This window comes from Halomonas salinarum (genome assembly GCF_012062845.1).
In the GTDB taxonomy this organism is placed as follows: Bacteria; Pseudomonadota; Gammaproteobacteria; order Pseudomonadales; family Halomonadaceae; genus Onishia; species Onishia salinarum.
Map to the genome: position 1 here is coordinate 1 of NZ_WWNB01000005.1, position 22,329 is coordinate 22,329.

Annotated in this window: 21 protein-coding genes; 4 read left to right on the forward strand and 17 right to left on the reverse strand. The window is 60.6% G+C overall.

The annotated features are described in order from the left end of the window. Positions 1-348: 348 nt before the first annotated feature. The 4 genes from pepN to rimI form a co-directional block, all read right to left on the reverse strand. Positions 349-2,988: an aminopeptidase N gene (gene pepN, locus HF027_RS05240; RefSeq protein ID WP_168013573.1), complete on the reverse strand. Its 2,640-nt coding sequence runs from the start codon at positions 2,986-2,988 to the stop codon at positions 349-351. 58 nt (positions 2,989-3,046) lie between these two features. Next, complete coding sequence (locus HF027_RS05245; RefSeq protein ID WP_168013575.1) at positions 3,047-3,493, reverse strand: YbaN family protein; 447 nt, start codon at positions 3,491-3,493, stop codon at positions 3,047-3,049. A 195-nt stretch (positions 3,494-3,688) separates the two neighbouring features. Beyond that, the gene (locus HF027_RS05250; protein ID WP_168013577.1) at positions 3,689-4,174 is read right to left on the reverse strand and encodes a YajQ family cyclic di-GMP-binding protein; all 486 of its coding nucleotides are present in this window, start codon (positions 4,172-4,174) and stop codon (positions 3,689-3,691) included. A gap of 85 nt (positions 4,175-4,259) precedes the next feature. Next, complete coding sequence (rimI, locus tag HF027_RS05255) at positions 4,260-4,742, reverse strand: ribosomal protein S18-alanine N-acetyltransferase (RefSeq protein ID WP_168013579.1); 483 nt, start codon at positions 4,740-4,742, stop codon at positions 4,260-4,262. A 171-nt stretch (positions 4,743-4,913) separates the two neighbouring features. On the opposite strand from rimI, the gene HF027_RS05260 reads away from it, so the two are divergent. The 3 genes from HF027_RS05260 (at position 4,914) to HF027_RS05270 (ending at position 8,117) form a co-directional block, all read left to right on the forward strand. After that, on the forward strand, positions 4,914-6,416 hold the full coding sequence (locus tag HF027_RS05260) for a RimK family protein (protein WP_168013581.1): 1,503 nt from the start codon (positions 4,914-4,916) through the stop codon (positions 6,414-6,416). 87 nt (positions 6,417-6,503) lie between these two features. Further along, the gene (locus tag HF027_RS05265) at positions 6,504-6,920 is read left to right on the forward strand and encodes a hypothetical protein (RefSeq protein WP_168013583.1); all 417 of its coding nucleotides are present in this window, start codon (positions 6,504-6,506) and stop codon (positions 6,918-6,920) included. A gap of 162 nt (positions 6,921-7,082) precedes the next feature. Then, a complete protein-coding gene (locus HF027_RS05270; RefSeq protein ID WP_168013585.1) occupies positions 7,083-8,117 on the forward strand; it encodes a TAXI family TRAP transporter solute-binding subunit in 1,035 nt (344 codons plus the stop codon). Between the two features lie 144 nt (positions 8,118-8,261). On the opposite strand, the gene HF027_RS05275 is transcribed toward HF027_RS05270, so the two are convergent. The 6 genes from HF027_RS05275 to HF027_RS05300 form a co-directional block, all read right to left on the reverse strand. Continuing rightward, positions 8,262-9,059 carry a DUF2797 domain-containing protein gene (locus tag HF027_RS05275; protein WP_168013848.1) on the reverse strand — a complete coding sequence of 266 codons (798 nt, stop codon included), beginning with the start codon at positions 9,057-9,059 and terminating at the stop codon, positions 8,262-8,264. A gap of 32 nt (positions 9,060-9,091) precedes the next feature. Next, a complete protein-coding gene (locus tag HF027_RS05280) occupies positions 9,092-9,358 on the reverse strand; it encodes a YeaC family protein (RefSeq protein ID WP_168013587.1) in 267 nt (88 codons plus the stop codon). Positions 9,359-9,423: 65 nt separating this feature from the next. Next, the gene (locus HF027_RS05285; protein WP_168013588.1) at positions 9,424-10,275 is read right to left on the reverse strand and encodes a rhomboid family intramembrane serine protease; all 852 of its coding nucleotides are present in this window, start codon (positions 10,273-10,275) and stop codon (positions 9,424-9,426) included. Positions 10,276-10,516: 241 nt separating this feature from the next. Beyond that, positions 10,517-11,512, reverse strand: coding sequence for a metallophosphoesterase (locus tag HF027_RS05290; protein ID WP_209316410.1), 996 nt, complete (start codon positions 11,510-11,512; stop codon positions 10,517-10,519). 1 nt (position 11,513) lies between these two features. Next, a complete protein-coding gene (locus HF027_RS05295) occupies positions 11,514-12,395 on the reverse strand; it encodes an NAD(+) kinase (protein ID WP_168013590.1) in 882 nt (293 codons plus the stop codon). 73 nt (positions 12,396-12,468) lie between these two features. Next, a complete protein-coding gene (locus tag HF027_RS05300) occupies positions 12,469-13,347 on the reverse strand; it encodes a carboxylate/amino acid/amine transporter (protein WP_168013592.1) in 879 nt (292 codons plus the stop codon). A gap of 25 nt (positions 13,348-13,372) precedes the next feature. Here HF027_RS05300 and HF027_RS05305 point away from each other — a divergent pair, with 25 nt between their 5' ends. Beyond that, positions 13,373-13,834, forward strand: a complete 462-nt coding sequence (locus tag HF027_RS05305; RefSeq protein WP_168013594.1) for a DUF6314 family protein — start codon at positions 13,373-13,375, stop codon at positions 13,832-13,834. A gap of 120 nt (positions 13,835-13,954) precedes the next feature. Here the strand turns inward: HF027_RS05305 and HF027_RS05310 are convergent, their stop codons facing one another. The 7 genes from HF027_RS05310 to HF027_RS05340 all read right to left on the reverse strand — a co-directional run bounded on the left by HF027_RS05310 (position 13,955) and on the right by HF027_RS05340 (position 22,328). After that, entirely contained in the window at positions 13,955-15,652 is a 1,698-nt protein-coding gene (locus HF027_RS05310) for a glycerol-3-phosphate dehydrogenase/oxidase (protein WP_168013596.1), read from the reverse strand. 148 nt (positions 15,653-15,800) lie between these two features. Beyond that, entirely contained in the window at positions 15,801-17,309 is a 1,509-nt protein-coding gene (glpK, locus tag HF027_RS05315; RefSeq protein ID WP_168013598.1) for a glycerol kinase GlpK, read from the reverse strand. 84 nt (positions 17,310-17,393) lie between these two features. Then, on the reverse strand, positions 17,394-19,121 hold the full coding sequence (locus HF027_RS05320; RefSeq protein ID WP_168013600.1) for an ABC transporter substrate-binding protein: 1,728 nt from the start codon (positions 19,119-19,121) through the stop codon (positions 17,394-17,396). A gap of 55 nt (positions 19,122-19,176) precedes the next feature. After that, the gene (locus HF027_RS05325; protein WP_168013602.1) at positions 19,177-19,449 is read right to left on the reverse strand and encodes a DUF2160 domain-containing protein; all 273 of its coding nucleotides are present in this window, start codon (positions 19,447-19,449) and stop codon (positions 19,177-19,179) included. Positions 19,450-19,461: 12 nt separating this feature from the next. Further along, positions 19,462-20,355 (reverse strand): carbohydrate ABC transporter permease, encoded by an 894-nt coding sequence (locus HF027_RS05330; protein WP_168013604.1) that lies wholly within the window; start codon positions 20,353-20,355, stop codon positions 19,462-19,464. Between the two features lies 1 nt (position 20,356). After that, positions 20,357-21,235 (reverse strand): carbohydrate ABC transporter permease, encoded by an 879-nt coding sequence (locus tag HF027_RS05335; RefSeq protein ID WP_168013606.1) that lies wholly within the window; start codon positions 21,233-21,235, stop codon positions 20,357-20,359. After that, a complete protein-coding gene (locus tag HF027_RS05340) occupies positions 21,228-22,328 on the reverse strand; it encodes an ABC transporter ATP-binding protein (RefSeq protein WP_168013608.1) in 1,101 nt (366 codons plus the stop codon). Before HF027_RS05340 ends, HF027_RS05335 begins: the two co-directional genes overlap by 8 nt. Position 22,329: the final 1 nt, after the last annotated feature.

A 22,329-nucleotide genomic window follows, 5' to 3' on the forward strand; every position in this document is an offset into this window, starting at 1 on the left:
CAGGTGCGACAGCCTCGTATGCGGTTCCTGTTCGTCGGGCCAGGAGTTTGCCTACAGCTTCCTCCAGATTCCGCCTCGCGACGGACACCCTTGCTGTTCAGCTAACGGTTCCCGCTATCAGGGTCCGTAGGGGACTCTCACCCCCGAGTCATCCCGAGGCACCACCCTCGGGAACAGCACCTGTCCGGCGCTGCGCGCCATGCCTGGCGCACCAAGAAAGGGCCGCCCTGTGAGGGCGGCCCTTTTTGCCTCTTGAATAGCGCCGGTACTCGCTATCCGGCGGACCTTGATACGCACGCTAGACGCCAAGGCACGCCGACGACGGCTAAAGAATCGGCGCTCGATGCCTCAATTAGCCAGCGCCTTTTCCACCACTTCATAGACGTTGGGCGAGAGATCCTCTGCGCGGATGCGCTCAAGCTCGGCTTTCATCAATGCCTGACGCGCCTCATCGAAACGCTGCCAACGGGTCAGTGGCGTGACCATGCGCGCAGCAATTTCTGGATTGAGGCGATTGAGTTCGATCACCACGTCGGCCAGCAACTTGTAACCTTCACCATCAAGGCGGTGGAAGTTGACCCGATTGCCGGTGAAGGCGCCGATCAGCGCGCGAACCTTGTTGGGGTTCTTCAGCGAGAATTTCGGATGTTCCATGAGGAACTTGACGCGCTCCAGGGCGTCCGCCTGAGGCCTTGTGACCTGCAGGCTGAACCACTGATCCATCACCAACGGATCGCGGGCCCACTTCTCGCCGAAGGCTCGCAATGCCGGGTCGGCCAGGTCGCTGCGCGTGCTATGCGTCAACAGTGTCAGCGCCGTACGCACATCGGTCATATTGTGATCAGCGTCGAACTGCGCCTGAGCAAGCGCCAAGGCTTCCTCGTCCTCAATCGCCACAAGGTAGGACAGCGCCACGTTCTTGAGGCTGCGCGCGGCAATCTGCTCGGGCTCCGGCGCATAGGGCGCATCAAGCTGGTTGGCACGATACACCGACATGAACTCGTCACGCAGTGCTACCGCCAGCGACTGCTTGACGAAGGTGCGGGCCGAATGAATGGCATCGACATCGACCATCGGCTGCTGCTCGGCGATATAGGCTTCCGAGGGCAGCGTCAGCATCTCGGCGAGTACGGCTTTATCATCGGTCTCGCCGGTCAGCAGCGTGCGGAAGGCGTCGGTGACGCGGACATCCATGACCTTCTCGACACCGTTGCGATGCGCGGCGATCAGGTCGTCGAGTGCCAACATCGCTAACCGCTGGCCGGCATCCCAACGGTTGAATCCGTCGGAATCATGCTGCAACAGGAAGGCCAGCTCTTCGCGGCTGTAAGGATAGCGGAGCTTGACCGGCGCCGAGAAACCCCGCAGCAGCGATGGCACTGGCGCCTCGGCCAGGTCGGTAAAGACGAAATGCTGCTCGAACTCGCGCAGATGGATCACGGTGTCGGTTCCCACCGACTCGCCGTCGAGGGTCATCTTGAGATCCTGGCCGGACTTGGTGCCGACCAACCCCATGCGAATCGGAATATGCAGCGCTACCTTGTCCGGCTGGCCTGGGGTCGGCGCAGTGCGCTGGCGCAGGGTCAGGTGGTACTCGGAATTGGCGTAGTCGTACTCGCCATGGGCATCGATCTCCGGTGTCCCGGCCTGGGAATACCAGTGCATGAACTGTGTCAGGTCGAGACCCGATACGTCGCTCATGCAGCCAACGAAGTCCTCGATGGTGGCGGCCTGGCCGTCGAGGCGCTCGAAATACAGATCCGAGCCACGGCGGAATAGCTCCCAGCCCAGCAGGTTCCGCAACATGCGTACCACTTCTGCGCCCTTCTCATAGATGGTCAGGGTGTAGAAGTTGCCGATCTCGATGTAGTGATCCGGACGAATCGGATGAGCGGTCGGCCCGGCATCCTCGGCAAACTGAGCGGTACGGAACATCGAGACATCCTCGATGCGCTTGACCGGCGCCGAGTTGGTATCCGCCGAGAAGCTCTGGTCACGAAAGACCGTGAAGCCTTCCTTGAGCGACAGCTGGAACCAGTCGCGGCAGGTCACACGGTTACCCGACCAGTTATGGAAGTACTCGTGCGCAACGATGCTCTCGACGCGCTGGAACGCCGCATCGGTGGCGGTATGCGGATGGGTCAGCACCGCTGCCGAGTTGAAGATGTTGAGCCCTTTGTTCTCCATGGCGCCCATGTTGAAGTCATTGACGGCCACGATCATGAACAGATCAAGGTCGTACTCACGCCCATAGGTCTCTTCGTCCCACTTCATGGCGCGCTTCAACGACGCCATGGCGTGATCGGTCTTGGAAAGGTTCTCTTCTTCGACCCATACCTGCAGGGTGACATCACGGCCGCTCTGGGTGGTGAAGTGATCCTCGACCTTCTTCAGGTCACCGGCCACCAGGGCAAACAGGTAGCAGGGCTTGGGATGCGGATCTTCCCAGGTCACGAAGTGACGTCCACCAGGCAGTTCGCCGGATTCCACCGGGTTACCGTTGGACAGCAGTACCGGAGACGACTCCTGATCGCCAATCACTGTGGTCGAGAACGTCGCCATTACATCCGGGCGGTCCGGGTAGAAGGTGATCCGGCGAAAGCCTTCCGCCTCGCACTGAGTGCAGAACATGCCATTGGACTGGTAGAGGCCTGCCAGTGCGGTATTACCCGCCGGATTGATCTCAACCTCGGTGTCGAGGAGGAAACGCGCCGGCACACGATGAACGGTGAGGAAGCCATCGTCTTGCGAGTACTCATCAGCGTCGAGGTCCTGACCGTCGATCGCAATACGCTTCAGGTCAAGCTGTTCGCCATTGAGAACCAGCGGCTGCTCAACGGCATCCTGATGAGCTGGGTGACGTTCCACATGCAGACGAGCGCTGACACGGGTCGCCGACGACGACAGGTCGAACTTCAGCTCGGTATGCGTAACGCGATAGGCGGGTGGTTGATAATCATGCAGGTAGGTCGGCTGCATTGCAGACATCAAGGAAGGCTCCTGTTCTGAAATCGCCGATCATTGTACGGCGCCAGTGGCAGCCATCTCAAAGTCGGCGCTGAAACGAGTTCATGGCTCGGGGCGATAGAGCCTGGGAGGTAAAGGTAAATATCGGGAAAGCACGTGGCTCGGGGCGCGTGACGATCCAGGCCGCGATGCCCAGAAGCAACACGATAACGGCCAGCTTGACGATCGGTGAAACCGGACTAAATACCAACATCCCCATAGACAGACCCAGCATCAACACAGCCAGGCGCTTGGCATGACGGGGAATCGCCCGCTCCCGCTCCCAGGCTGCCAGAGGCGGACCAAAGCGCGGATGTTGCCGAATCCAGGCGGCGAAACGTGGTGAACTCTTGGAGGCCGCCCACACCGCGACCAGCATGAAGCAGGTGGTCGGCATCAGCGGCAGAAAGGCGCCGATCACCCCGAGCGCAAAGCTCACCAGCGCCAGCAGGCGGTAGGCGGTGCGGGTCGCGGTGGTTCGAAGCATATCCGCTCTCCTGATGACGACAGCATCTTGCTTAAGCTTAGCATCCATCAAGTGATTGAACCTGATTGAGGCCATGAACGGAAATCGCTTTGCACTATATCGTATCCAGTATCACTCAATGACGTGCCTGCATAGGTCGGCATCCTGCACTCCCCCTAATCGCCCAGATACGACCGTCATGACGAAATGGCCCGATCAATCGCGGAAGTTATCGTACTGCAGCGCCAAGTCCGGCCCCTGTTCACTCTTGAGCAGAGCAATGGCCTGTTGCAAGTCGTCACGCTTCTTGCCGGTCACACGTACCTTGTCGCCCTGAATCTGCGTCTGAACCTTGAGCTTGGCATCCTTGATCTGCTTGACGATCGCCTTGCAGTCCGCCTGCTCAAGCCCTTGTTTCAGTTTGACATCCTGACGAGCCTTGACGCCACTGAGCTCCGGGGCCTGTTCTTCCATACAGCGAGCATCGATACCACGAGCGATCAGTTTCGTCCGCAGGACATCAATCATCTGCTTGAGCTGGAAATCGGCATCGGCCTCGAGCGAGACAGTATCGTCATTGAGGGTGAAGCTGGCATCGACACCCCGAAAATCAAAACGTGTCGTTACTTCACGATTGGCCTGATCCACGGCATTCATGGCTTCGTGCTTGTCGAATTCTGAGACGATATCGAAGGAGGGCATGAGACAGTCCTGACGAAGAAGGTAAAGGAGTGCGATTCTAGAGCACAGTGACGGGCATTTCACCCGTCTCGACCGCCCTTTGGCGTCAACCGCTGGCCACTTGCGCCGTGTCGGAGGCGATAAGCGCCTTCTCCATCTGCCAGGCGGCGCAGCCATCCGCATAGTAATCGTCGAGCCAACGCCGCAACCCAAAGCCCATGCGCCGGTAAAGAGCCCTGGCGCGCCGGTTATCGGCACGCACTTCAAGGATCAGCCACTCACAGTCCCGTTCGCGCGCCTCACCCTCGAGGGTATCAAGCAGCCGCCGCCCGATTCCCAGACCCTGCATATCCGGATGTACGCAGAAGGAATAGAGCCTGGCCGCGCGACTATTGCGACGCAGCAGCAGGGTGGCATAGCCGACCAGACACTTGGCTTCATTCTCGGCCACCCAGGTGACGGCATGAGCGCGTTTCAGCAGATGTGCCAGCTGACGGCGATTGAAGTGATCGGTGGCGAAACAGCATTGTTCGAGCTGGCATAGCGCTGCAAGATCACCCGGCCGAGCCGGGCGCAACAGGGCGGTCATGACGTGATGCACCTTAGGTATGTGAGAAGGATTTTGCGATGCATGTAACCCCATGTCACCGCCTGGGATCATGAATTTATTTCACCATATCCGCATATTGTCTTGATCCTCCTGCACGTGCATGCTGACCGTCGATCACTGCCCCAGGCCGCGCTCAAGGAGAGCCTGTCCATGCCCCTGCAAATCGTCGTCGACCGCCTCACTGACTGGCGCCCCTACTTTCCAACCGAAGACCTGATTACCGCCGACGATTACCTGGCCGAGACGCGGCCGGCCCAGAATCTGGAGAAAGAAAAGGAACAGGATGCGGCTACCCATGTCATCAACCTGTCCGGCGATCTCGAATACCTGGAGAGTGGCTACTATGTCTCATTGCTCGCCCAGGCGCGCGGCCAGCGCGTGCTGCCTAGTGTCGAGACGCTCAATCAACTGTCGCGCAAGGCACTGGTGGATCTGCAGCTCGACGACCTGAACACCTTGCTCAATGATCTTGCTCGACGTGGCTCGTTGACCGGCAATAGCGTCACTCTGCGGGTGATGTTCGGCGAGTGTCTCGAGCCGGCACTGTCCAAGCTGGCCCGCAGACTCTTCGAACGCTTGCCCTGCCCGCTGCTCGAGGCTCGCTTCACGCGGCGCCAGGACATGTGGCGGCTATCAAGCCTCAAGCCCCTGCGACTTACCGCGCTCACACAAGACGAACAGGATCTGTTCGCGAGTGCCTTGAACCGGCATTCGCGCAAGGTCTGGCGCAGCCCCAAGGCACGCAGGCGTTATCGCTTCGATCTGGCCATGCTGGTCGATCCACTGGAAGACCTGCCCCCAAGCAACCGCGGTGCCCTCAAGGAATTCATCCGCGCCGGTCGCAAGCTGGGCATCGATGTATCGTTGATCACCAAGCGAGATGTGGGTCGCCTGGCTGAGTTCGATGGGCTTTTCATCCGCGAAACCACGAGCCTCGATCATCACACCTATCGCATGGCCCGTCGCGCCGAGCATGAGGGGCTGGTAGTCATTGACGACCCCAGATCCATCCTGCGCTGCACCAACAAGGTGTATCTGCACACTCTGTTGCGCACGCGCGGCATAGCGGCCCCGGAAGGCATGCTGCTGAATAGACATGACCTGCCCCGGTTGGCCGAAAAAGCGGCGGGACTCAATTTTCCCATGGTGCTCAAGGTCCCCGATGGCTCCTTCTCGCGGGGCATCGTCAAGATTGCCTCCGCCGAGGCGCTATTGACCGAGGCTGAGCGATTATTCAGCTCATCGGCCCTGTTGCTGCTTCAGGAATGGCTGCCCACTGACTTCGATTGGCGGGTCGGCGTGCTCAACGGCCAGCCGCTGTTCGCCAGTCGCTACTATATGGCTCGCGGGCACTGGCAGATTTATGATCACTCCAAGGGCAAGACCAGAAGCGGCGGGTTCAGCACGCACGCGCCCGAGGACGTCCCCGCTACCGTCATCAAGACAGCACTCAAGGCGACTCGCCTGATCGGCAATGGTCTCTATGGCGTCGACCTGAAACAGATCGGTGATCGGGTGGTGGTGATCGAGATCAACGATAATCCCAACATCGACACCGGCGTGGAAGATGCCTTCCTGGGACGGGCGCTCTATACGCGTATCCTCGAGGTATTTCTCGAGCGCATGGAGGCTAATCGCCGACTCGGTGGCTGAGGCGTCGACTGCTAGGATGAGCGGCTCAAACAACCATTGTCCCTAAGCGCTGCCAGCTAGGCACGACTCGATCAAGGATCGCCCCAGATGACCGATGATGCATCCGCCAAGCTCCTGCTGCGGGACTACCTGACCCGCATCGCTCGCCAGGGAGAGACTGTCACCTACCGCCAGGTCTGTGATGCCCTGGGGCTCGTCCCGCCGCGCATGATTCAAGCGCTGGCTCGCCTCCTTGAAGACAGCATGCTTGAGGATGCTGAAGCCGGGCGGCCTTTCCTGGCGGCGTTGGTGGTCAGCCAATCCAGGGAACGCCACGCCCTGCCGGCGCCGGGTTTTTTCGACACGGCAACCCGGTTGGGTCGCTTCGACAGCGACGCTACGAATGATGGGAAAAGGGAGGCGTCAACGCAGACGGAAAGCGCAGCAGTCAGTGGGCCAGAGGGTGAAGCAGCCAGACGCTTTCACGCACAGGAATTGGCAGCGGCGCTCGCCCACTACGGATGAGACCCACCGGCGCGGACCTAGCATCAACGGCGGCCCCACGCCACCTGATCCCCATCTGCGCCGACCGGAGGAGTCGACTCATATTGTGAGCGGCGTGCGGCTGGCTATACTCAAGCATGGGCTCCTGCCGGGCCCACCCCTTGTCCGTTACAGGTCGCCCCCATGCCGCTTGCTCCCTCGCTCCCCCTGACGACATCCCTGCTGAGCGCCGTCACCCAGCCGATTCGACACGTCAGGCGCCTCGGCGCCGTGCTGCTGGGGCCCTGGCTCACTGGCGCCATACTGGCTCTCGCCATCACGCCGGCCTCGGCTCAGACCGACGCGCCGACGCTGACCATCGGCACGGCGAGCCCCAGCGGAGTTTACTACCTCACCGGTCGCGCGCTGTGCCGCGTCGTGACCCTGCCCTGCCTGGCCGTGGGCACCGGCGGTTCGGTGGCCAACCTGGAGGCCGTGCGCGCGGGTCGCCTGCCGATGGCCCTGGCGCAGTCCGATACCCAGTATCGCGCCATCAATGGGCTGGAGGAATTTGCCGCGGCGGGCCCCGACCCCGACCTGCGGGCGCTGTTCTCGCTGCACAGCGAGCCCTTCACCCTGGTGGTGCGACGCAGGGCCAGCATCGAGCACTTCGATGACCTGCCCGGGCATGTCATCAACCTTGGCAACCCAGGCTCGGGGCAACGCGGCACCATGGAGGTGGTGATGAAGGCCGTCGGCTGGACACGGGACGACTTCGCCCAGGCCAGCGGCCTGCCCGCCGATCAGCAGGCCTTCGAGCTCTGCCACGGCAACATCGAGGCCATAGTCTACACCGTGGGCCACCCCAACCGCAGCGTCGACAAGGCGGTTCGCCTCTGCGATGCCCGCCTCATCGCCGTCGAGGGTGACGCCATCGCCGCCTTGCTGGCCGCTCATCCCTACTATTCGCGCGCCACCATCCCCGCCGGTCTCTACGGCCCCGGCCAACCGGCCATCGAGACCTTCGGGGTCCGCGCCACCCTGGTCGCCTCCAGCGACACCGCTCCCGAGCTGATCTACGACACGGTCAAGGCAGTCTTCGAGCACCTGCCCCGCTTCAAGGCGCATCACCCGGCCTTTGCCGAACTCACGCCCCAGACCATGATCCAGGAGGGGCTGAGTGCGCCGCTGCATGAGGGGGCACAGCGCTACTACCGCGAACGGGGCTGGATCGACTGACATGGTGGGGAGGTGTCGGTCGGGCCAGCCAGTCTCGAGGCGAACGATCACGCGTCTTCGAGGCAGTCGACCGTTGTGGCAAGCGCAGGATCACGGCCGCCGGATAGGGGATGGGGCGCGATCAGGGGTGGAGACCAGGCCCATTCAGCCGAACTCGACCTCGTAGCCGGTAAACTTGCGCAAGTTGATGACGCCACTGTCGAGAATCAGGTACTGCCCCTTGATGCCCATCAACGTACCTGAAACCTCGGACTTCTTATCGAAATTGTGCGAGACAATCTTGCGCGGAAACTCGAGTACCGGGTAATCAAGATGTACCGGCGCAGCATCCAGTTCGCGGATGGCATCAACACCGAAACGCTCGCGCAGGTTAGCAAGCCCGCCCTGCAGCTTGGCCAAGAGGCGGTCGCGTTCAGCGACAAGGTCCATGGGGTCGACCTCGCCCTTGAGCATGGCGCGCCAGTTGGTGCGATCACTGACCTCTTCCTTGAACAACATCTCGACGAAGCCGGACTGCTGGCGGGTATCAACCTCGAGAATCGGCAAGGCCTGGATGGCCCCCTGATCGAGCCAGCGGGTCGGCACTTGAGTGCCCCGGGTGATACCGACCTTGAGTCCCGATGAATTGGCGAGATAGATCACGTGGGGCTGGAAACAATGACGCTCGGCCCACTCCGGCTCGCGACAGGTGCCCGCGAAGAAGTGGCAGGTCTCTGGCTTCATGATGCAGGTATCGCAGCTCGCCAGGCGCTTGAAGCAAGGATAGCAGTGGCCCTGGGCGAAACTCTTCTTGGTGGCACGGCCACAGTGGGTGCATGCAATGGCACCGGTCCAGGTAAGCCGCAACGGCTGGCCCAGTCGCGCACCAAGCGGCAGGCGCGAATCATCCAGGCACATTGCATAGTCCGCCGCCTCTCCCGCTCTGCCGGGCGTGATGACCATCTTGCGCAGATGGCCGCGAGCGGCGGTATCGATCAGTTCACCCACGTGAGGCTTTCCTCGGCGTCGCTGTCACCATCGACACTCCCACAGCTGGTGCGATCCAGATAGCCGACCCGCTGGTCGGGGGATACGCCATGCTCGGCCTCGTACTTGATCACCGCCTCGAGACATAGCTCGACCTGCTCGGCGCTCAATACCCGTCCATCGGGCCATTTCCGCAGTGACACCGCCTGCTTGAGGCTATCGTAGATGGCCGGCGTCATCTGTTGCACCATCTTGTCGAAGGTCATTTCGCTCATTTCAATCTTCCTTTAGTGACATGGGAGTGTCATCGCCTGTGACCCAGGGTATCACCAGCGTCCCATCAGGCCCTGCGGGCACGGCGCGCATCATACCAGCCCCAAACGAGGCCCACGATCAAGCCGCCCACATGAGCCTCGTTGGCCACGTTGCCGAAACCGACCAAGCCGGCCATATCGGTCATGGTAAACACCATCCAACCGAGCATGAACACCACCAGCATCTGGGGCACGAAGAAGCCACTGCGAGGCGCTTGTCGTGACATCAGCCATACATAGCCGAGCAGCGCATAGACCACCCCCGACATACCGCCAAACAGCACCGTTCCAGTCGAATACTGCGCCAGGTTACCGGCGATGGCGCTGACAAGGCTCAGTGCCAGTATCAACTTGCCACCCCGAAGTTCCTCGATCTGGCGACCGAAATACCAGATCCAGAGCAGGTTAAATACCAGGTGCATCCAGCCGAAGTGCAAAAGGGCCGGCGAAAAGACGCGCCACACCTGTCCGGATCCGAAGGTATCGGCTAGTGTACCGAGGGTCAGGCTACCGCCGGACACCGCCACCGGCACGATGGCAAGCATGGCCACCACGATATCGCCAAGCAGCCACATCAGTGCGAACACCACCATGCAGGCCGCCAGCAGGCTCGCCGTCACCGGCGCCAGGGCGAAGGGGCGCAGCAACGATGAATCGTTGAGCTTGGCGCGGGCGGCGTGGCCATTGGGCATCAACGAATCGCCACGCTTCCATCTTTCCAAGAGATGGGTGAGCTCGTCGAACTGAGCGGGATCAGCCAACCACAGGGTGTAACCATCTTCGTCTTCAGTGAAGCGATGACCAATTCGATGCGCCCACAGGGCCTGACGCAGATCGCGGGTATCGGTGTCTCGGGGCAGCATGAGCACCTTCAACATGCGGGGTTCCTTTTCATGCCGATGGGGAATGGGGTGTTGGCCGTAACACGGCCAGCAGGCCCAGTGTAACGAATTCCACAAAGAAAAATCCGGCGGAGGGGGCCGCCGGATAAGAGCAAGGGATCATTCAAGGGAACACACTTGAGATGCGCCACGAGCTAGGAAGTTCATGCATAACGGCTAAAATAATGTAAAACTTTGTCATCATAGCGTAACCAAACGTTCATCCTGCCCAACTTGCTCAATCAAAGTCGATTTCCCAAGGCCTGGGCATCGCCTGCTCGTCGCGAGGCACCTTGAGCCAAACGAAATGATCGGCATCCAACCTAGCCTCACCACTCCAGCGATAGGCCACCAGACGACCGAATTTTACCGCGCTGTAATCGAGACAGGCCACGTTCGGCGCTGGTAGCGCCGGGATGCCCTCGCACCAGTAGTGGCCAATGAACAGGGGGGGCTCGTCAGGCCCGTAATAGCTAAGTCGGGCGCGCTCGTTGTCGGACAGCACGCGCAGCTCCAGGTCATCCGGCAGGTTGTCTGGCTGGAAGACCACATCGCCATAGGTGGCAGGGTGCTTGGCCCAGAAGTGAGTTCGGAAACTGCGGCGTCTGAAGCCGTCTCCGGAATGCACCTCCAGGTTATTGGGCAAGGTGAGATGGCTGCCGCGCGTGAGCCGATCCAGGATCGCAAATGCTTCGGTCCCGGGAATCGCCGACTCACGCAGGAAGGCCTCATCAATTCGTCCGTCAGGATGATCACGGCGGAAGGCGTCGATCAGCGCCTGATCCCAGCAGGCGTGAACCACCCGCAGACCATCAAGCTCGAGGAACAATGGGAGTTGCATGAACCAGGCCAGCGTATCATCCCACTCGTTCAGGTGACCGCTGTACTGCTCGAGGGTTTCTTTGATGATGCGATTGCGACGCGGCGTATGGGGCCTGAGGAAGCCACCGTCGGGATCGCGCCGGCAATACGCCAGGGCATTGTACTCGTGGTTGCCCATGACGATATGCGCTTCGCCAGCCTCGACCATGCGACGCGCAATGGTCACGGCCAGGCGAATTCTGGGACCTCGATCGATAAGATCCCCCAGAAAGATCACACGCCGTCGCGGATGACGATAGACACCCCGCCGACGATGATAGCCGAGCTTTTCGAGCAATGCTGCCAGGGTGGCGCCACAGCCGTGCACGTCACCGATCAGGTCATAGCCTTCAATGTTGTCCGTCATGGCCATGTCAATCCCCCAACCGGCTGCTCCAGCCGAGCTTGCTGCGACAAACCTCGTAGAAGTTGTGACCCAATGGATGGACCAGTTTCAGACGCTCTGGTTTCTGGCGAACGTAGAGGACATCGTCAGGCTTGGACACCACCCGTGTCTGGCCGTCACAGCTGACGTGGGGATAGGCTTCGTTGGTCTCACCGATATGAATACGGATCTCGGACCTGGCATCGATGACGATGGGCCGGCTCGACAGCGTATGGGGAAACATCGGTACCAGGGTAATGGCATCAATGCTTGGGTGAACGATGGGCCCCCCGCCGGAAAGCGAATAAGCGGTGGAGCCGGTGGGGGTCGCAATGATCAGACCATCGCTGCGCTGGCTATAGACGAACTGGTCATCGATAAAGAGCTCGAACTCGATCATGCGCACCGCCTTGCCCGGGTGCATCACCACATCATTGAGGGCTTCTGCGCTGCCGACCAGTGCATCATGGCGGTAGACCTCGGCATCAAGAAGAAAGCGCTCCTCAATCGTGTAGCGCCCGGCCAGCACCTCGCCGACCTTGTCCTCGAGTTCACTGGGCGATATATCCGTCAGAAAGCCCAGTCGACCACGGTTGACGCCAAGCACCGGGGTCCCGCTTCGACACAGCGCTCGGGCCGCCCCCAACAGACTGCCATCACCGCCGATCACGATCACCAGGTCACAGATCTCACCCAGCATCCGGCGACTGGCTTCCTGCTGGCCATGATCCAGCATCACGGTGGCGGTGCGGTCCTCGAGAATGACGTGATAGCCGCCATCATCAAGAAAGCGGATCAGTCGCTTCAGGGTTTCCACCACCTTGGCACTACCCATGCGGCCGATCAGGCCAATGTTCTTGAAGGTTGTCATGCACGCTCCCGCCTCAACAAGCCGCCATTATGCGGACTCCCGTCGGGAGCGGCAAACCGCCACTCATCAGATATCAGGCCAGCGGCGAGACGGGCAGGCGGCGACGACGGACCCACCATTCATTGATGGCAAGTGACGCCACGATGATGGCCCCGCCCAGCGCCAGGCGCGACAGGTCGGCCTCCCGGTTCCAGAGCACCAGATTGACCAGGAGACCCGCCGGCACCAGGGCGTTGTTCATGATGGCAAGCGCGCCGGCATCGACCCGGGTCGCCCCCTTGTTCCACAGAAAGTAGCCGAGGCCGGAGGCGATCAGGCCCAGCCACGCCAGCACCCCCCACTGCAGGCCGGTGGTGGGGAGTTTCGCCGGGTTGCCGAACAGCGCGAAGGCGACCACCACCAGCGCCAGCGCGCCGAGGTAGAACCAACCAAAGATGCTGTATTGCGGCACTTTCTCGTCAAGACGAACAGCCAGATGACGATAGGCGACCTGCCCCAGTGCAAAGCACAGGTTAGCGCCTTGCACCACCAGGAAACCCAACCAGAAACCGCTGTCCACGCCCTTGTAGCGAATCACCGCGGCGCCGGCCACGGCAAGCGCTGCCGTGAGCAGGTAGAATGGCGTGAACCGCCGGGCCAACGCATCATCGATCAGCGTGACATAGAGTGGCGTGAAGATAGTGAACAGCAGCACCTCAGGCACCGACAACAGCAGAAATGACTGATAGAAAAAGATATACATCAGCCCCAGTTGCACGGCACCGATCGCCATCAACGCCAGCTTGTGACGATTCGCCAGCAGCCGCGGCTTGAGAAATGGCAAAAACACCAGTGCGGCGAGCACGATACGCACCAGCACCGCGAAATAGCTGTCGACCTGACCGGACAGGTACGCGCCAATCAGTGAGAAAGAGAACGCCCACAGGGCCGTGACGCCCACCAGATAGCCCATTGGTTAACCTCATGAGGAGAGAAAGTTGACGAGCATTATACGCGTGCGCGCCCTGCTACCAACCATCCGTCGACTTGAATTTTCGTCGCGCTCGGGTGACGCCTCGCAGTGTGCCTGGTCCGGCGAGGGGCATGGCACCGTCTCGGTCAGCGAAGACGGGAATGTGCTGCGCTTTCATGAGCAGGGATACTTTGCGCTGTCAGGACAGCCGAAACCGATCGCGTTTCGCAATGTCTATCGCTGGGAGGTGCAAGAAGAACGCGTGCGTCTCTTCCATGAACGGCGTGGCCAGGCAGCCGCCGTCTGGCTGTTCGATCTGATCGCGTCTTCCGATGGCAATGGCCTGGTTGCCGCCGAGGCACACCTGTGCGGCGAGGATCGCTACACGGCAAACCTTGCAATGACCCCTGAGGGTTTTACGCTCGACTGGCGTATCCAGGGCCCCCGCAAGGACGAGTCGATCGCCTATCGCTATTTCGTTCAGTAAGCCACTGACGAAGGCTTTCGCCCGCGGCCGGCATGGGATGTCCGTATGACGATTGAGTCCCCGTCGCCCTGCCCTCAAAAACAGCGATCTACTTCACGCCTGGCGGCTTGCGGATGAGCGTTATCGCCACTTGAGTGTTTCTGAGTGCGCGGGATTATTCACCTGAGAATCAGCCACCTGAGCATCAGCACTCAGCATCTCCTCCACACTCTGGGCCTGGGCGCTGTCGAGATATTCTGCCAACTTGGCGTCAGCCTGGTCGCCGAACAGGATCTCGCAGGCCTCCCGGAGACCGGGCGCGTTGCGGATCTCTTCGGCCTTCACCACCAACGAAATCTTGGAACGCCGGCGCAGGAAATCTTCGAGACGGGTGATCATCTCGCGGCGCTGGGCCTGACGAATCTCGCAACGCAGGTATTCGGTGCCCTCGATCAGCACATCAGCCTGACGCGGGTCCTCGCGGATCTCCTCGAGCATGTCCAGCGCCTGAGCGCCATAACGCCGCCACAGCCGGGTGCTCAGGGCTTCATGGTGATGAGGCGCCAGGTCGTCCAGCCCCAACAGGCGCGCCTGATGGAAGAACTCCTCGCGGACCGCGCGGTGCGGCTCGCCATACCAGACGTAATCTCCATAGGGCACCTCGACGCCAAGTTCCTTGACCGCCGCCACGATCTCATCGCCAACGTTGAGACAATCGGTGAGTTTGCCGCCAAAGATACTCAGGTGGTGAGTGGCCGTATCGGTATCAATGACGTGCTTGCGCGACAGTTGCTGGAAGTCCCGATCGCCTCCCGAGCTCGCCTTGACGGCCAACGGACGCACACCACAACGGGTCGAAATAATGTCATCACGGGTGAGCGGCGTTTCAAGCGTGAGCCGCTTGTTGATGTTGTCGAGCACGAAGCGGATATCGTCATCGGTGACCTGGACTTCCGGACTGTCGACGCGGGTATCCGTGGTACCGATGCAGGTGCGTCGCCCCATGGGAATGACGAAGAATAGCCGACCATCATCGGCGAAAAAGGCCAATACCCGCTGGTGCTCGGTGAGCTGCGGCACGATCAGGTGGATCCCTTTGGAATAGACGTGCTGGTGCTCGGTGCGCTCACCGCTAAGGGCATTGTGCTGATCCACGTAAGGTCCGGCGGCATTGACCACCACCTTGGCGCGAATCTCGTAGGTGGTACCGGTCATCACGTCGCGGGCCTGGGTAATCCAGCGCTGCCCTTCCCGCTTGGCCCCCAGCGATTCGACGTAGTTGGCTGCCGCGCAACCGCGATCCATGGCACTGCGCACGAAGTTGAAGACAAAGCGCGCGTCATTGTCATGCAGATAGGCATCGGAATACTCGAAGCCCCCGACACTGCCGGCAATATCGATGATCGGTTCACGCCCCTTGATGTCTGCCGACGAGAGGTAATGCGGGATCCTGGTAAAACCGTTACCGATAAACCAGTAGAGCCAGCTGCCGGCCCAGAGGTAGCGAGGGTGGTAGCGAAATCCGCTGGCAATGGTCGTCAGGAAGCGAATCTCCTGCACCGTCGACGGAAAGTGCTTGATGAGATGATTGCGACTCTTGCATAGCTTTCTGACCAACGGGAAATCATGACTTTCCATGTACTTGATGCCGCCCCACACCAGGTTCGAGGAGTGCATGCTAGTACTGCTGGCGAAGTCGCCACGGTCAATCAATGCCACCTTGACGCCCTTGCCGGCCAACGCGGCCGCCGACGCCGCACCATTGATACCGCCCCCGATGACCAGGACGTCGAAATCCTCTTGCTGATGACGGTCAATATTGTGCTTACGCAATTGCATGATGCCGTGCCTTTTTGAAATGACCAAGCCACTACGACGCCCTGAGACACCGCCAAGAGTCCGGCGCAATGCCAGGCGACAGAACACGAATACCGCAGTCATGAAGGGCCCGCTGTCTGTCGCTCTTGCCCCCAATGAGCGCAGGAGGTTACTCGAGAGGTGAATCCCAGGCCCTGGAGAGCGCCACCGCCCGATGCCAGCGCTGATAAAGTGCCGCACGCTCAGCCTCGGGCATGGCCGGCTGATAGCGCTGGGCCAGCTGCCACTTGGCATCTATTTCGGCACGATCCTTCCAGAACCCGGTGGCCAGCCCGGCGAGATAGGCGGCACCGAGGGCCGTGGTTTCGGTAATACGTGGCACCTTGACCGGCACACCAAGAACATCGGCCTGAAACTGCATCAGAAAGGTATTCACGGCTCCCCCGCCGTCGGCGCGCAGTTCCCTTAAAGGAATGCCGGATTCATCGACCATGACCTCGACGATGTCGCGGGCCTGGTAGGCGATGCTCTCGAGTACCGCGCGTGCGATATGGGCCTTGGTGGTGCCCCGGGTCACGCCAAGCAGAGTACCTCTCGCGTAAGGGTCCCAGTAGGGCGCGCCCAGGCCGGTCAGCGCGGGGACAAAATAGACGTTGTCGTTGCCGGACAAGGAAAGTGCCATACGTTCGGTGTCGGCGGCATCCTCGATAATGCCAAGCTCATCACGCAGCCATTGCACGGCCGCACCGGTGACGAAGATCGCTCCTTCCAGGGCATATTCCACGGGTTCGTCGCCGATGCGCCAGGCGATGGTGGTGAGCAGGCCATGTTGGCTTGCCACCGGCTGAGTGCCGGTGTTCATCAGCAGGAAGGACCCCGTGCCATAGGTGTTCTTGGCCATCCCCTCGCCGTGGCAGGCCTCACCGAACAACGCCGCCTGCTGGTCGCCGGCAATGCCGGCGACAGGCACACGTGCGCCAAAGAAGGCGTCAGGGTCGGTCTCCCCAAAAAGCGATGATGATGCCTTGACCTCGGGCAGCAGAACCGCCGGCACCTTAAGCAGATCCAGCAACGCCTCATCCCACTCAAGGGTATGGATGTTGTACATCAGGGTGCGTGACGCATTGGAGACATCGGTCGCATGCACCCGGCCGCCAGTCAGCTTGTAGACCAGCCAGCTATCGATGGTGCCAAAGGCGAGTTCACCGCGCTCGGCGCGTTCCCGTAGGCCGCTGACATTGTCGAGCAACCAGCGCACTTTGGTACCGGAAAAATAGGGGTCGCAAACCAGCCCCGTCTTGTCGCGGAAGGTGGCTTCCAGCCCCTCCTCGCGTAGCGTCTCGCAGATCCCCGCCGCACGGCGGTCCTGCCAGACAATCGCGCGATGCACCGGCTCTCCGGTCTCGCGATCCCACAACACGGTAGTCTCGCGCTGATTGGTGATGCCGATACCCACGATCTGATCAGGAAGAATGTCAGCATGGGTGAGCGCTTCACTAACGACCTGGTGTGTCACGTTCCAGATCATCTCGGCATCGTGCTCGACCCAGCCAGGCTTCGGGTAATATTGCTGGAACTCCCGGTACGCCTTTCCCCGGGCAGTGCCGTCATGGTCAAAGACCAGCACCGTCGAGCCGGTGGTGCCCTGATCGATGGCCAGGATATAGCCCTTGTTCATGCAATCACCTCGGCACCCCCTCGCCCCGCGAACGGGACGAGGCGGCGTCATGCCGGTTGATGTTGGCCTCTTGGCCAGTGCTCCTTACTGCTGCCAGGACTGGATCAGCTGGTCGTAAGGCACCGTGGTTCCCTGCGGCATTTCGTTATCAAGCTCAGCTTTCGGTGCGCCGGGCTTGCTCAGCCAATACTCAGGATCACGCTCTTCGTTGAGCTTGGGCTCGAAGGTCTCGAACACCTTGGCACGCGCCAGTCGCGCCATGATGTTGTCGAGATCGCCCGCCAGGTTGTCCAGGGCTTCCTTGGGCGTCACATCACCACTGACCGCAGGGGCCAGGTTCTGCCACCACAGCGGTGCCATGCGCGGATAATCCGGCACGTTGGTGCTCGACGGGGTCCACTTGGACTGGTCCGGGCTACGATAGAACTCCACCAGGCCACCCAGCTTGGGCGCCATCTCGGTCATCTCCTCGGACATGATGTCGGAGCGACGAATCGGCGTCAGACCGGCGATCAGCTTCTCAAGCGACACCGTCTTGGCGGTAGTGAACTGCGCGTACAGCCAGGCCGCGGTGCGACGATCCTCAGGCGTGGAGTCGAAGAAGGTCCAGGAGCCAACGTCCTGATAGCCGACCTTCATGCCTTCTTGCCAGTAGGGGCCGGTCGGTGAAGGCGCCATCCGCCACTTGGGATTGCCCTCGTCATCGGTGACCGGCACATCGGGACTGGTCATGTCGGCGGTGAAGGCGGTGTACCAGAACATCTGCTGAGCGATCTGGCCCTGGGCGGGTACCGGGCCGGCTTCACCGAAGGTCATGCCCTGGGCTTCGGGCGGCGCATAGTCACGCAGCCAGTCGACCATCTTGGTAACCGCAAACACCGAGGCCGGCGAGTTGGTCGCCCCGCCGCGGCTGACGCTGGCGCCCACCGGGCGGCTCTGTTCATCGACGCGGATGCCCCAGTCATCGACCGGGTTGCCGAAGGGCACGCCAGTGCTACCCATACCGGCCATCGACAGCCAGGAGTCATGGAAGCGCCACCCAAGCGACGGATCGCGACGCCCGTAGTCCATGTGGCCATAGACTTGCTGCCCATCGATCTCGCCCACCTCGTTGGTGAAGAACTCGGCGATGTCCTGATAGGCGGTCCAGTTGGTCGGCACCCCAAGCTCATAGCCGTATTTCTCACGGAATTGCGCCTGCAGGTCCTCGCGCTGGAACCAGTCATAGCGGAACCAGTAAAGGTTGGCGAACTGCTGATCGGGCAGCTGGTAGATATCCCCATCAGGTCCGGTGGTGTACTGGATGCCAATAAAGTCATCCAGGTCCAGGGTCGGCAGGGTGTAATCGGACCACTCGTTCTCCATCGCCTTGGACAGGTTGACGGTGGTGCCATAACGAATATGGGTGCCGATGGCATCCGAATCGTTGACGTAGCCATCATAGATGTTGCGGCCCGACTGCATCTGGGTCTGCATGTTGTTGACCACATCACCCTCGCCGATGATGTTGTGGGTGACCTCGATGCCGGTCAGTTCGGAGAAGGCCTCGGCCAGCACGTCACGCTCGTAGACGTGGGTGGTCAATCCCTCGGAGACCACGTTGATCTCCATGCCGCGGAAGGGCTCGGCGGCCTTGGCAAACCACTGAAGCTCAGCGATCTGCTCATCCCGGCTCAGGGTCGATTGTTGGAAGTGTTCCTCCAGCAAACGGTCGATGACGGCCTGAGTGTCGTGATTGTCGGCGTGCAGCGAACCGCTGGCCAGCATCACGCCAGCCGCCAGCGCAGAGAGTCGCATTCTTGTCGGTATCATAATGACCTCTTCTTATTGAAGTACTTACTTGAAGGAGTGGCTCCTTCCACCCAGATCACCCCCAACGAATCAGCACCAGCAACCACAGTGCCGAGCCAGCAAGGGCCCACCAGATACTCAGGGGCGTGAAGCCCACCACCAGCAGATGCAGGTAGGCAGCAGACAACAACCCGATAAAGAGACGATCACCGCGTGTGGTCGAGATCGGCAAAAAGCCTTTCCGCTCAACCGTCGGCTGCACCAACTCCCAGACCGTCATCCCGGCGAGCATCACCCCGATGAAGGAAAAGAAGAGTGTGGTCGGCAGCGTCCAGACCATCCATTCCATGACGCGCCCTCCTCAGGTGCGGCCCAGGGCGAAGCCCTTGGCGATGTGATTACGAACGAAGTAGACCACCAGAATGCCGGGCAGGATGGTCAATACCCCTGCGGCTGCCAGCGTTCCCCAGTCAATGCCGGAGGCCGTTGAGGTACTGGTCATCACCGAGGCGATAGGCTGGGCATTGGTGGACGTCAACGTGCTGGCCAGCAGCAGCTCGACCCACGAGAACATGAACAGGAAGAACAGCGTCACGCCGATACCGGAGCGGATCATCGGGATGAAGATGCGCACGAAGAAGCGCGGGAAGCTATAGCCATCGATGAAGGCCGTCTCGTCGATCTCCTTGGGCACACTGCTCATGAAGCCTTCAAGAATCCAGATCGCCAGCGGAATATTGAACAGACAGTGCGCCAGTGCCACCGCGATATGGGTATCGAACAGGCCCACGGTGTAATAGAGCTGGAAGTACGGCAGCAGGAAGACGGCGGGTGGGGCCATCAGGTTGGTCAGCAGCCAGAAGAAGAGGTGCTTGTCGCCGATGAAATGATAGCGGCTGAACGCATAGGCCGCCGGCAGAGCAACCAGAATGCTGATCACCATGTTCATCACCACATAGGTGATGGAGTTCACATACCCCATGTACCACGTCTCGGTGGTGAATATCTTGGTGTAGTGCTCGAGAGTGAAGTTATCCGGCCACAGGGTTAAGCCACCGAGAATCTCGGTATTCGACTGGAACGACATGTTCATCAGCCAATAGATCGGCAGTAGCACGAACAGCAGATACAGCCCCAGCAAGAGCTTGGGCCGCAGGCGCCCCGGCACGGCGCGAGACTTATGGCGCCGCCGTTTGTCTTCGACAGCTGCCCGCTGGCGGACTTCAGCAGGCGTCGTGGGTTTGGACTGGCTCATGTCAGGCGCCCCCTTCTTTGTCTTTCTGCATGTTCATGATCGCCGTGTAGAACACCCAGCTGACCAGCAGAATGATCAGGAAGTAGATCAGCGAGAAGGCGGCGGAAGGACCAAGATCCTGCTGACCGATCGCCATGGTCGTGAGCGACTGACTCAGGAAGGTGGTGGAGCTGCCTGGCCCACCGCCGGTCAATACGAAGGGCTCGGCATAGATCATGAAAGAGTGCATGAAACGCAGCAGTACGCCGATCACCAGCACGTTGGTCAGCTTGGGCAACTGGATATAGCGGAACACCGCCCAGCGCGAGGCACGATCGATACGCGCTGCCTGATAGTAGGCTTCGGGAATCGAGCGTAGGCCGCTGTAGCACAACAGCGCGATCAGCGGCGTCCAGTGCCAGACATCCATGATGATGATGGTGCCCCAGGCATCCACCGTGCTGCGGGTGATGTTGTACTCGTAGCCCAGTTCGCGAAGCCCCCAGCCCATCAGGCCGATATCACCCCGGGTGAAGATCTGCCAGATGCTGCCCACCACGTTCCAGGGGATCAGCAGCGGTAGCGTCACCAGGATCAACACCGCCGAGGCCTGCCAGCCCTTCTTCGGCATCAGCAGAGCAATACCGATGCCCAGCGGGACCTGAATGAAGAGTACCGTCAGCGAGAAGGCAAACTGACGCAGCAACGCCGACTGCAGGGTCGGGTCGTTGAGCATCTGTACGAACCATTCTGTGCCGGTAAAGAAGCGGGTATTGGCATCGAAGACGTCCTGCACCGAGTAGTTGACGACGGTCATCAACGGGATGATCGCCGAAAAGGCCACCAGCGCCAGCATCGGCAGAATCAGTAACCATGCCTTGTTGTCATAGACCTTATTCATGGTCGGTCTCCACACGATATTCGTCGATATAGACGCCCAGACGCGCCTGAGGGAAGCGGATATAGGCCTTGCCCTTGGGCGTGGGTTGATCCTCGTCGATGCGCGCCTTGAGGGTGATGTCACCAAGCGAGAGCGTCAGGATCGAATAGGTGCCCAGATCCTGGGCATTCACCACATCGACCGCCAGCGAGTCATCCTCGGGGGTCTCGAAGACCTCGACGAAATCAGGACGGATGCCCAGACGAATATTGCTTGAGACGCTGTGGGCAATGAGATCCCGCATCCTCGGCGTGACCGGAATGACCACATTGCCACAACGCACCTGGTCGTCCCGCACCGAGATATCGAGCAGGTTCATGCCGGGGCTACCAATGAAATACCCAACGAAGGTGTGGGCCGGGCGCTCGAACAGTTCACGGGGCGAGCCGAACTGCACCACCTGACCTTGATACATGACCGCGATCTTGTCAGCGAACGTCGAGGCTTCCAGCTGGTCGTGGGTGACATACACCATGGTGATGTTGAAGCGCCGGTGGATCTCCTTGAGCTTGCGGCGCAACTTCCACTTGAGCTGCGGGTCGATCACGGTCAGCGGCTCGTCGAAAAGAATCGCCGAGACGTCTTCGCGAACCAGACCGCGGCCCATGGAGACCTTCTGCTTCTCATCGGCCGTCAGGTTCTTGGCCTTGCGCTTGAGTTGAGGCGTCAACTCAAGCACCTCGGCCACCTCGAGCACTTTCTCACGAATCTTCGTCTCGGCCATGCCGGTGTTGCGCAGCGGAAAGGCCAGGTTATCGAACACCGTCATGGTGTCGTACACCACGGGGAACTGAAAAACCTGGGCAATGTTGCGCAGCTCGGGTGCCAGGGAGTTCACTCGCTCGCCATCGAAAAGCACTTCACCGCTGGACGGTTCCAGCAGCCCGGAAATGATGTTGAGCAGTGTCGACTTCCCGCAGCCGGACGGCCCCAGCAGGGCGTAGGCGCCGCCCTGGTGCCAGATGTGATCCATCTCACGAATCGCATAGTCCTCCGGTCCGGCAGGCGACGGCAGGTAGGAATGAGCGAGATGTCGCAGGGTGATTTCCGCCATC

What these genes read in the sequence shown, in the direction of transcription:
- pepN (WP_168013573.1), bottom strand. Translation starts at nt 2,988, where the DNA reads ATGTCTGCAATGCAGCCGACCTACCTGCATGATTATCAACCACCCGCC.
- HF027_RS05245 (WP_168013575.1), bottom strand. Translation starts at nt 3,493, where the DNA reads ATGCTTCGAACCACCGCGACCCGCACCGCCTACCGCCTGCTGGCGCTG.
- HF027_RS05250 (WP_168013577.1), bottom strand. Translation starts at nt 4,174, where the DNA reads ATGCCCTCCTTCGATATCGTCTCAGAATTCGACAAGCACGAAGCCATG.
- rimI (WP_168013579.1), bottom strand. Translation starts at nt 4,742, where the DNA reads ATGACCGCCCTGTTGCGCCCGGCTCGGCCGGGTGATCTTGCAGCGCTA.
- HF027_RS05260 (WP_168013581.1), top strand. Translation starts at nt 4,914, where the DNA reads ATGCCCCTGCAAATCGTCGTCGACCGCCTCACTGACTGGCGCCCCTAC.
- HF027_RS05265 (WP_168013583.1), top strand. Translation starts at nt 6,504, where the DNA reads ATGACCGATGATGCATCCGCCAAGCTCCTGCTGCGGGACTACCTGACC.
- HF027_RS05270 (WP_168013585.1), top strand. Translation starts at nt 7,083, where the DNA reads ATGCCGCTTGCTCCCTCGCTCCCCCTGACGACATCCCTGCTGAGCGCC.
- HF027_RS05275 (WP_168013848.1), bottom strand. Translation starts at nt 9,059, where the DNA reads ATGGTCATCACGCCCGGCAGAGCGGGAGAGGCGGCGGACTATGCAATG.
- HF027_RS05280 (WP_168013587.1), bottom strand. Translation starts at nt 9,358, where the DNA reads ATGAGCGAAATGACCTTCGACAAGATGGTGCAACAGATGACGCCGGCC.
- HF027_RS05285 (WP_168013588.1), bottom strand. Translation starts at nt 10,275, where the DNA reads ATGTTGAAGGTGCTCATGCTGCCCCGAGACACCGATACCCGCGATCTG.
- HF027_RS05290 (WP_209316410.1), bottom strand. Translation starts at nt 11,512, where the DNA reads ATGGCCATGACGGACAACATTGAAGGCTATGACCTGATCGGTGACGTG.
- HF027_RS05295 (WP_168013590.1), bottom strand. Translation starts at nt 12,395, where the DNA reads ATGACAACCTTCAAGAACATTGGCCTGATCGGCCGCATGGGTAGTGCC.
- HF027_RS05300 (WP_168013592.1), bottom strand. Translation starts at nt 13,347, where the DNA reads ATGGGCTATCTGGTGGGCGTCACGGCCCTGTGGGCGTTCTCTTTCTCA.
- HF027_RS05310 (WP_168013596.1), bottom strand. Translation starts at nt 15,652, where the DNA reads ATGCAATTGCGTAAGCACAATATTGACCGTCATCAGCAAGAGGATTTC.
- glpK (WP_168013598.1), bottom strand. Translation starts at nt 17,309, where the DNA reads ATGAACAAGGGCTATATCCTGGCCATCGATCAGGGCACCACCGGCTCG.
- HF027_RS05320 (WP_168013600.1), bottom strand. Translation starts at nt 19,121, where the DNA reads ATGATACCGACAAGAATGCGACTCTCTGCGCTGGCGGCTGGCGTGATG.
- HF027_RS05325 (WP_168013602.1), bottom strand. Translation starts at nt 19,449, where the DNA reads ATGGAATGGATGGTCTGGACGCTGCCGACCACACTCTTCTTTTCCTTC.
- HF027_RS05330 (WP_168013604.1), bottom strand. Translation starts at nt 20,355, where the DNA reads ATGAGCCAGTCCAAACCCACGACGCCTGCTGAAGTCCGCCAGCGGGCA.
- HF027_RS05335 (WP_168013606.1), bottom strand. Translation starts at nt 21,235, where the DNA reads ATGAATAAGGTCTATGACAACAAGGCATGGTTACTGATTCTGCCGATG.
- HF027_RS05340 (WP_168013608.1), bottom strand. Translation starts at nt 22,328, where the DNA reads ATGGCGGAAATCACCCTGCGACATCTCGCTCATTCCTACCTGCCGTCG.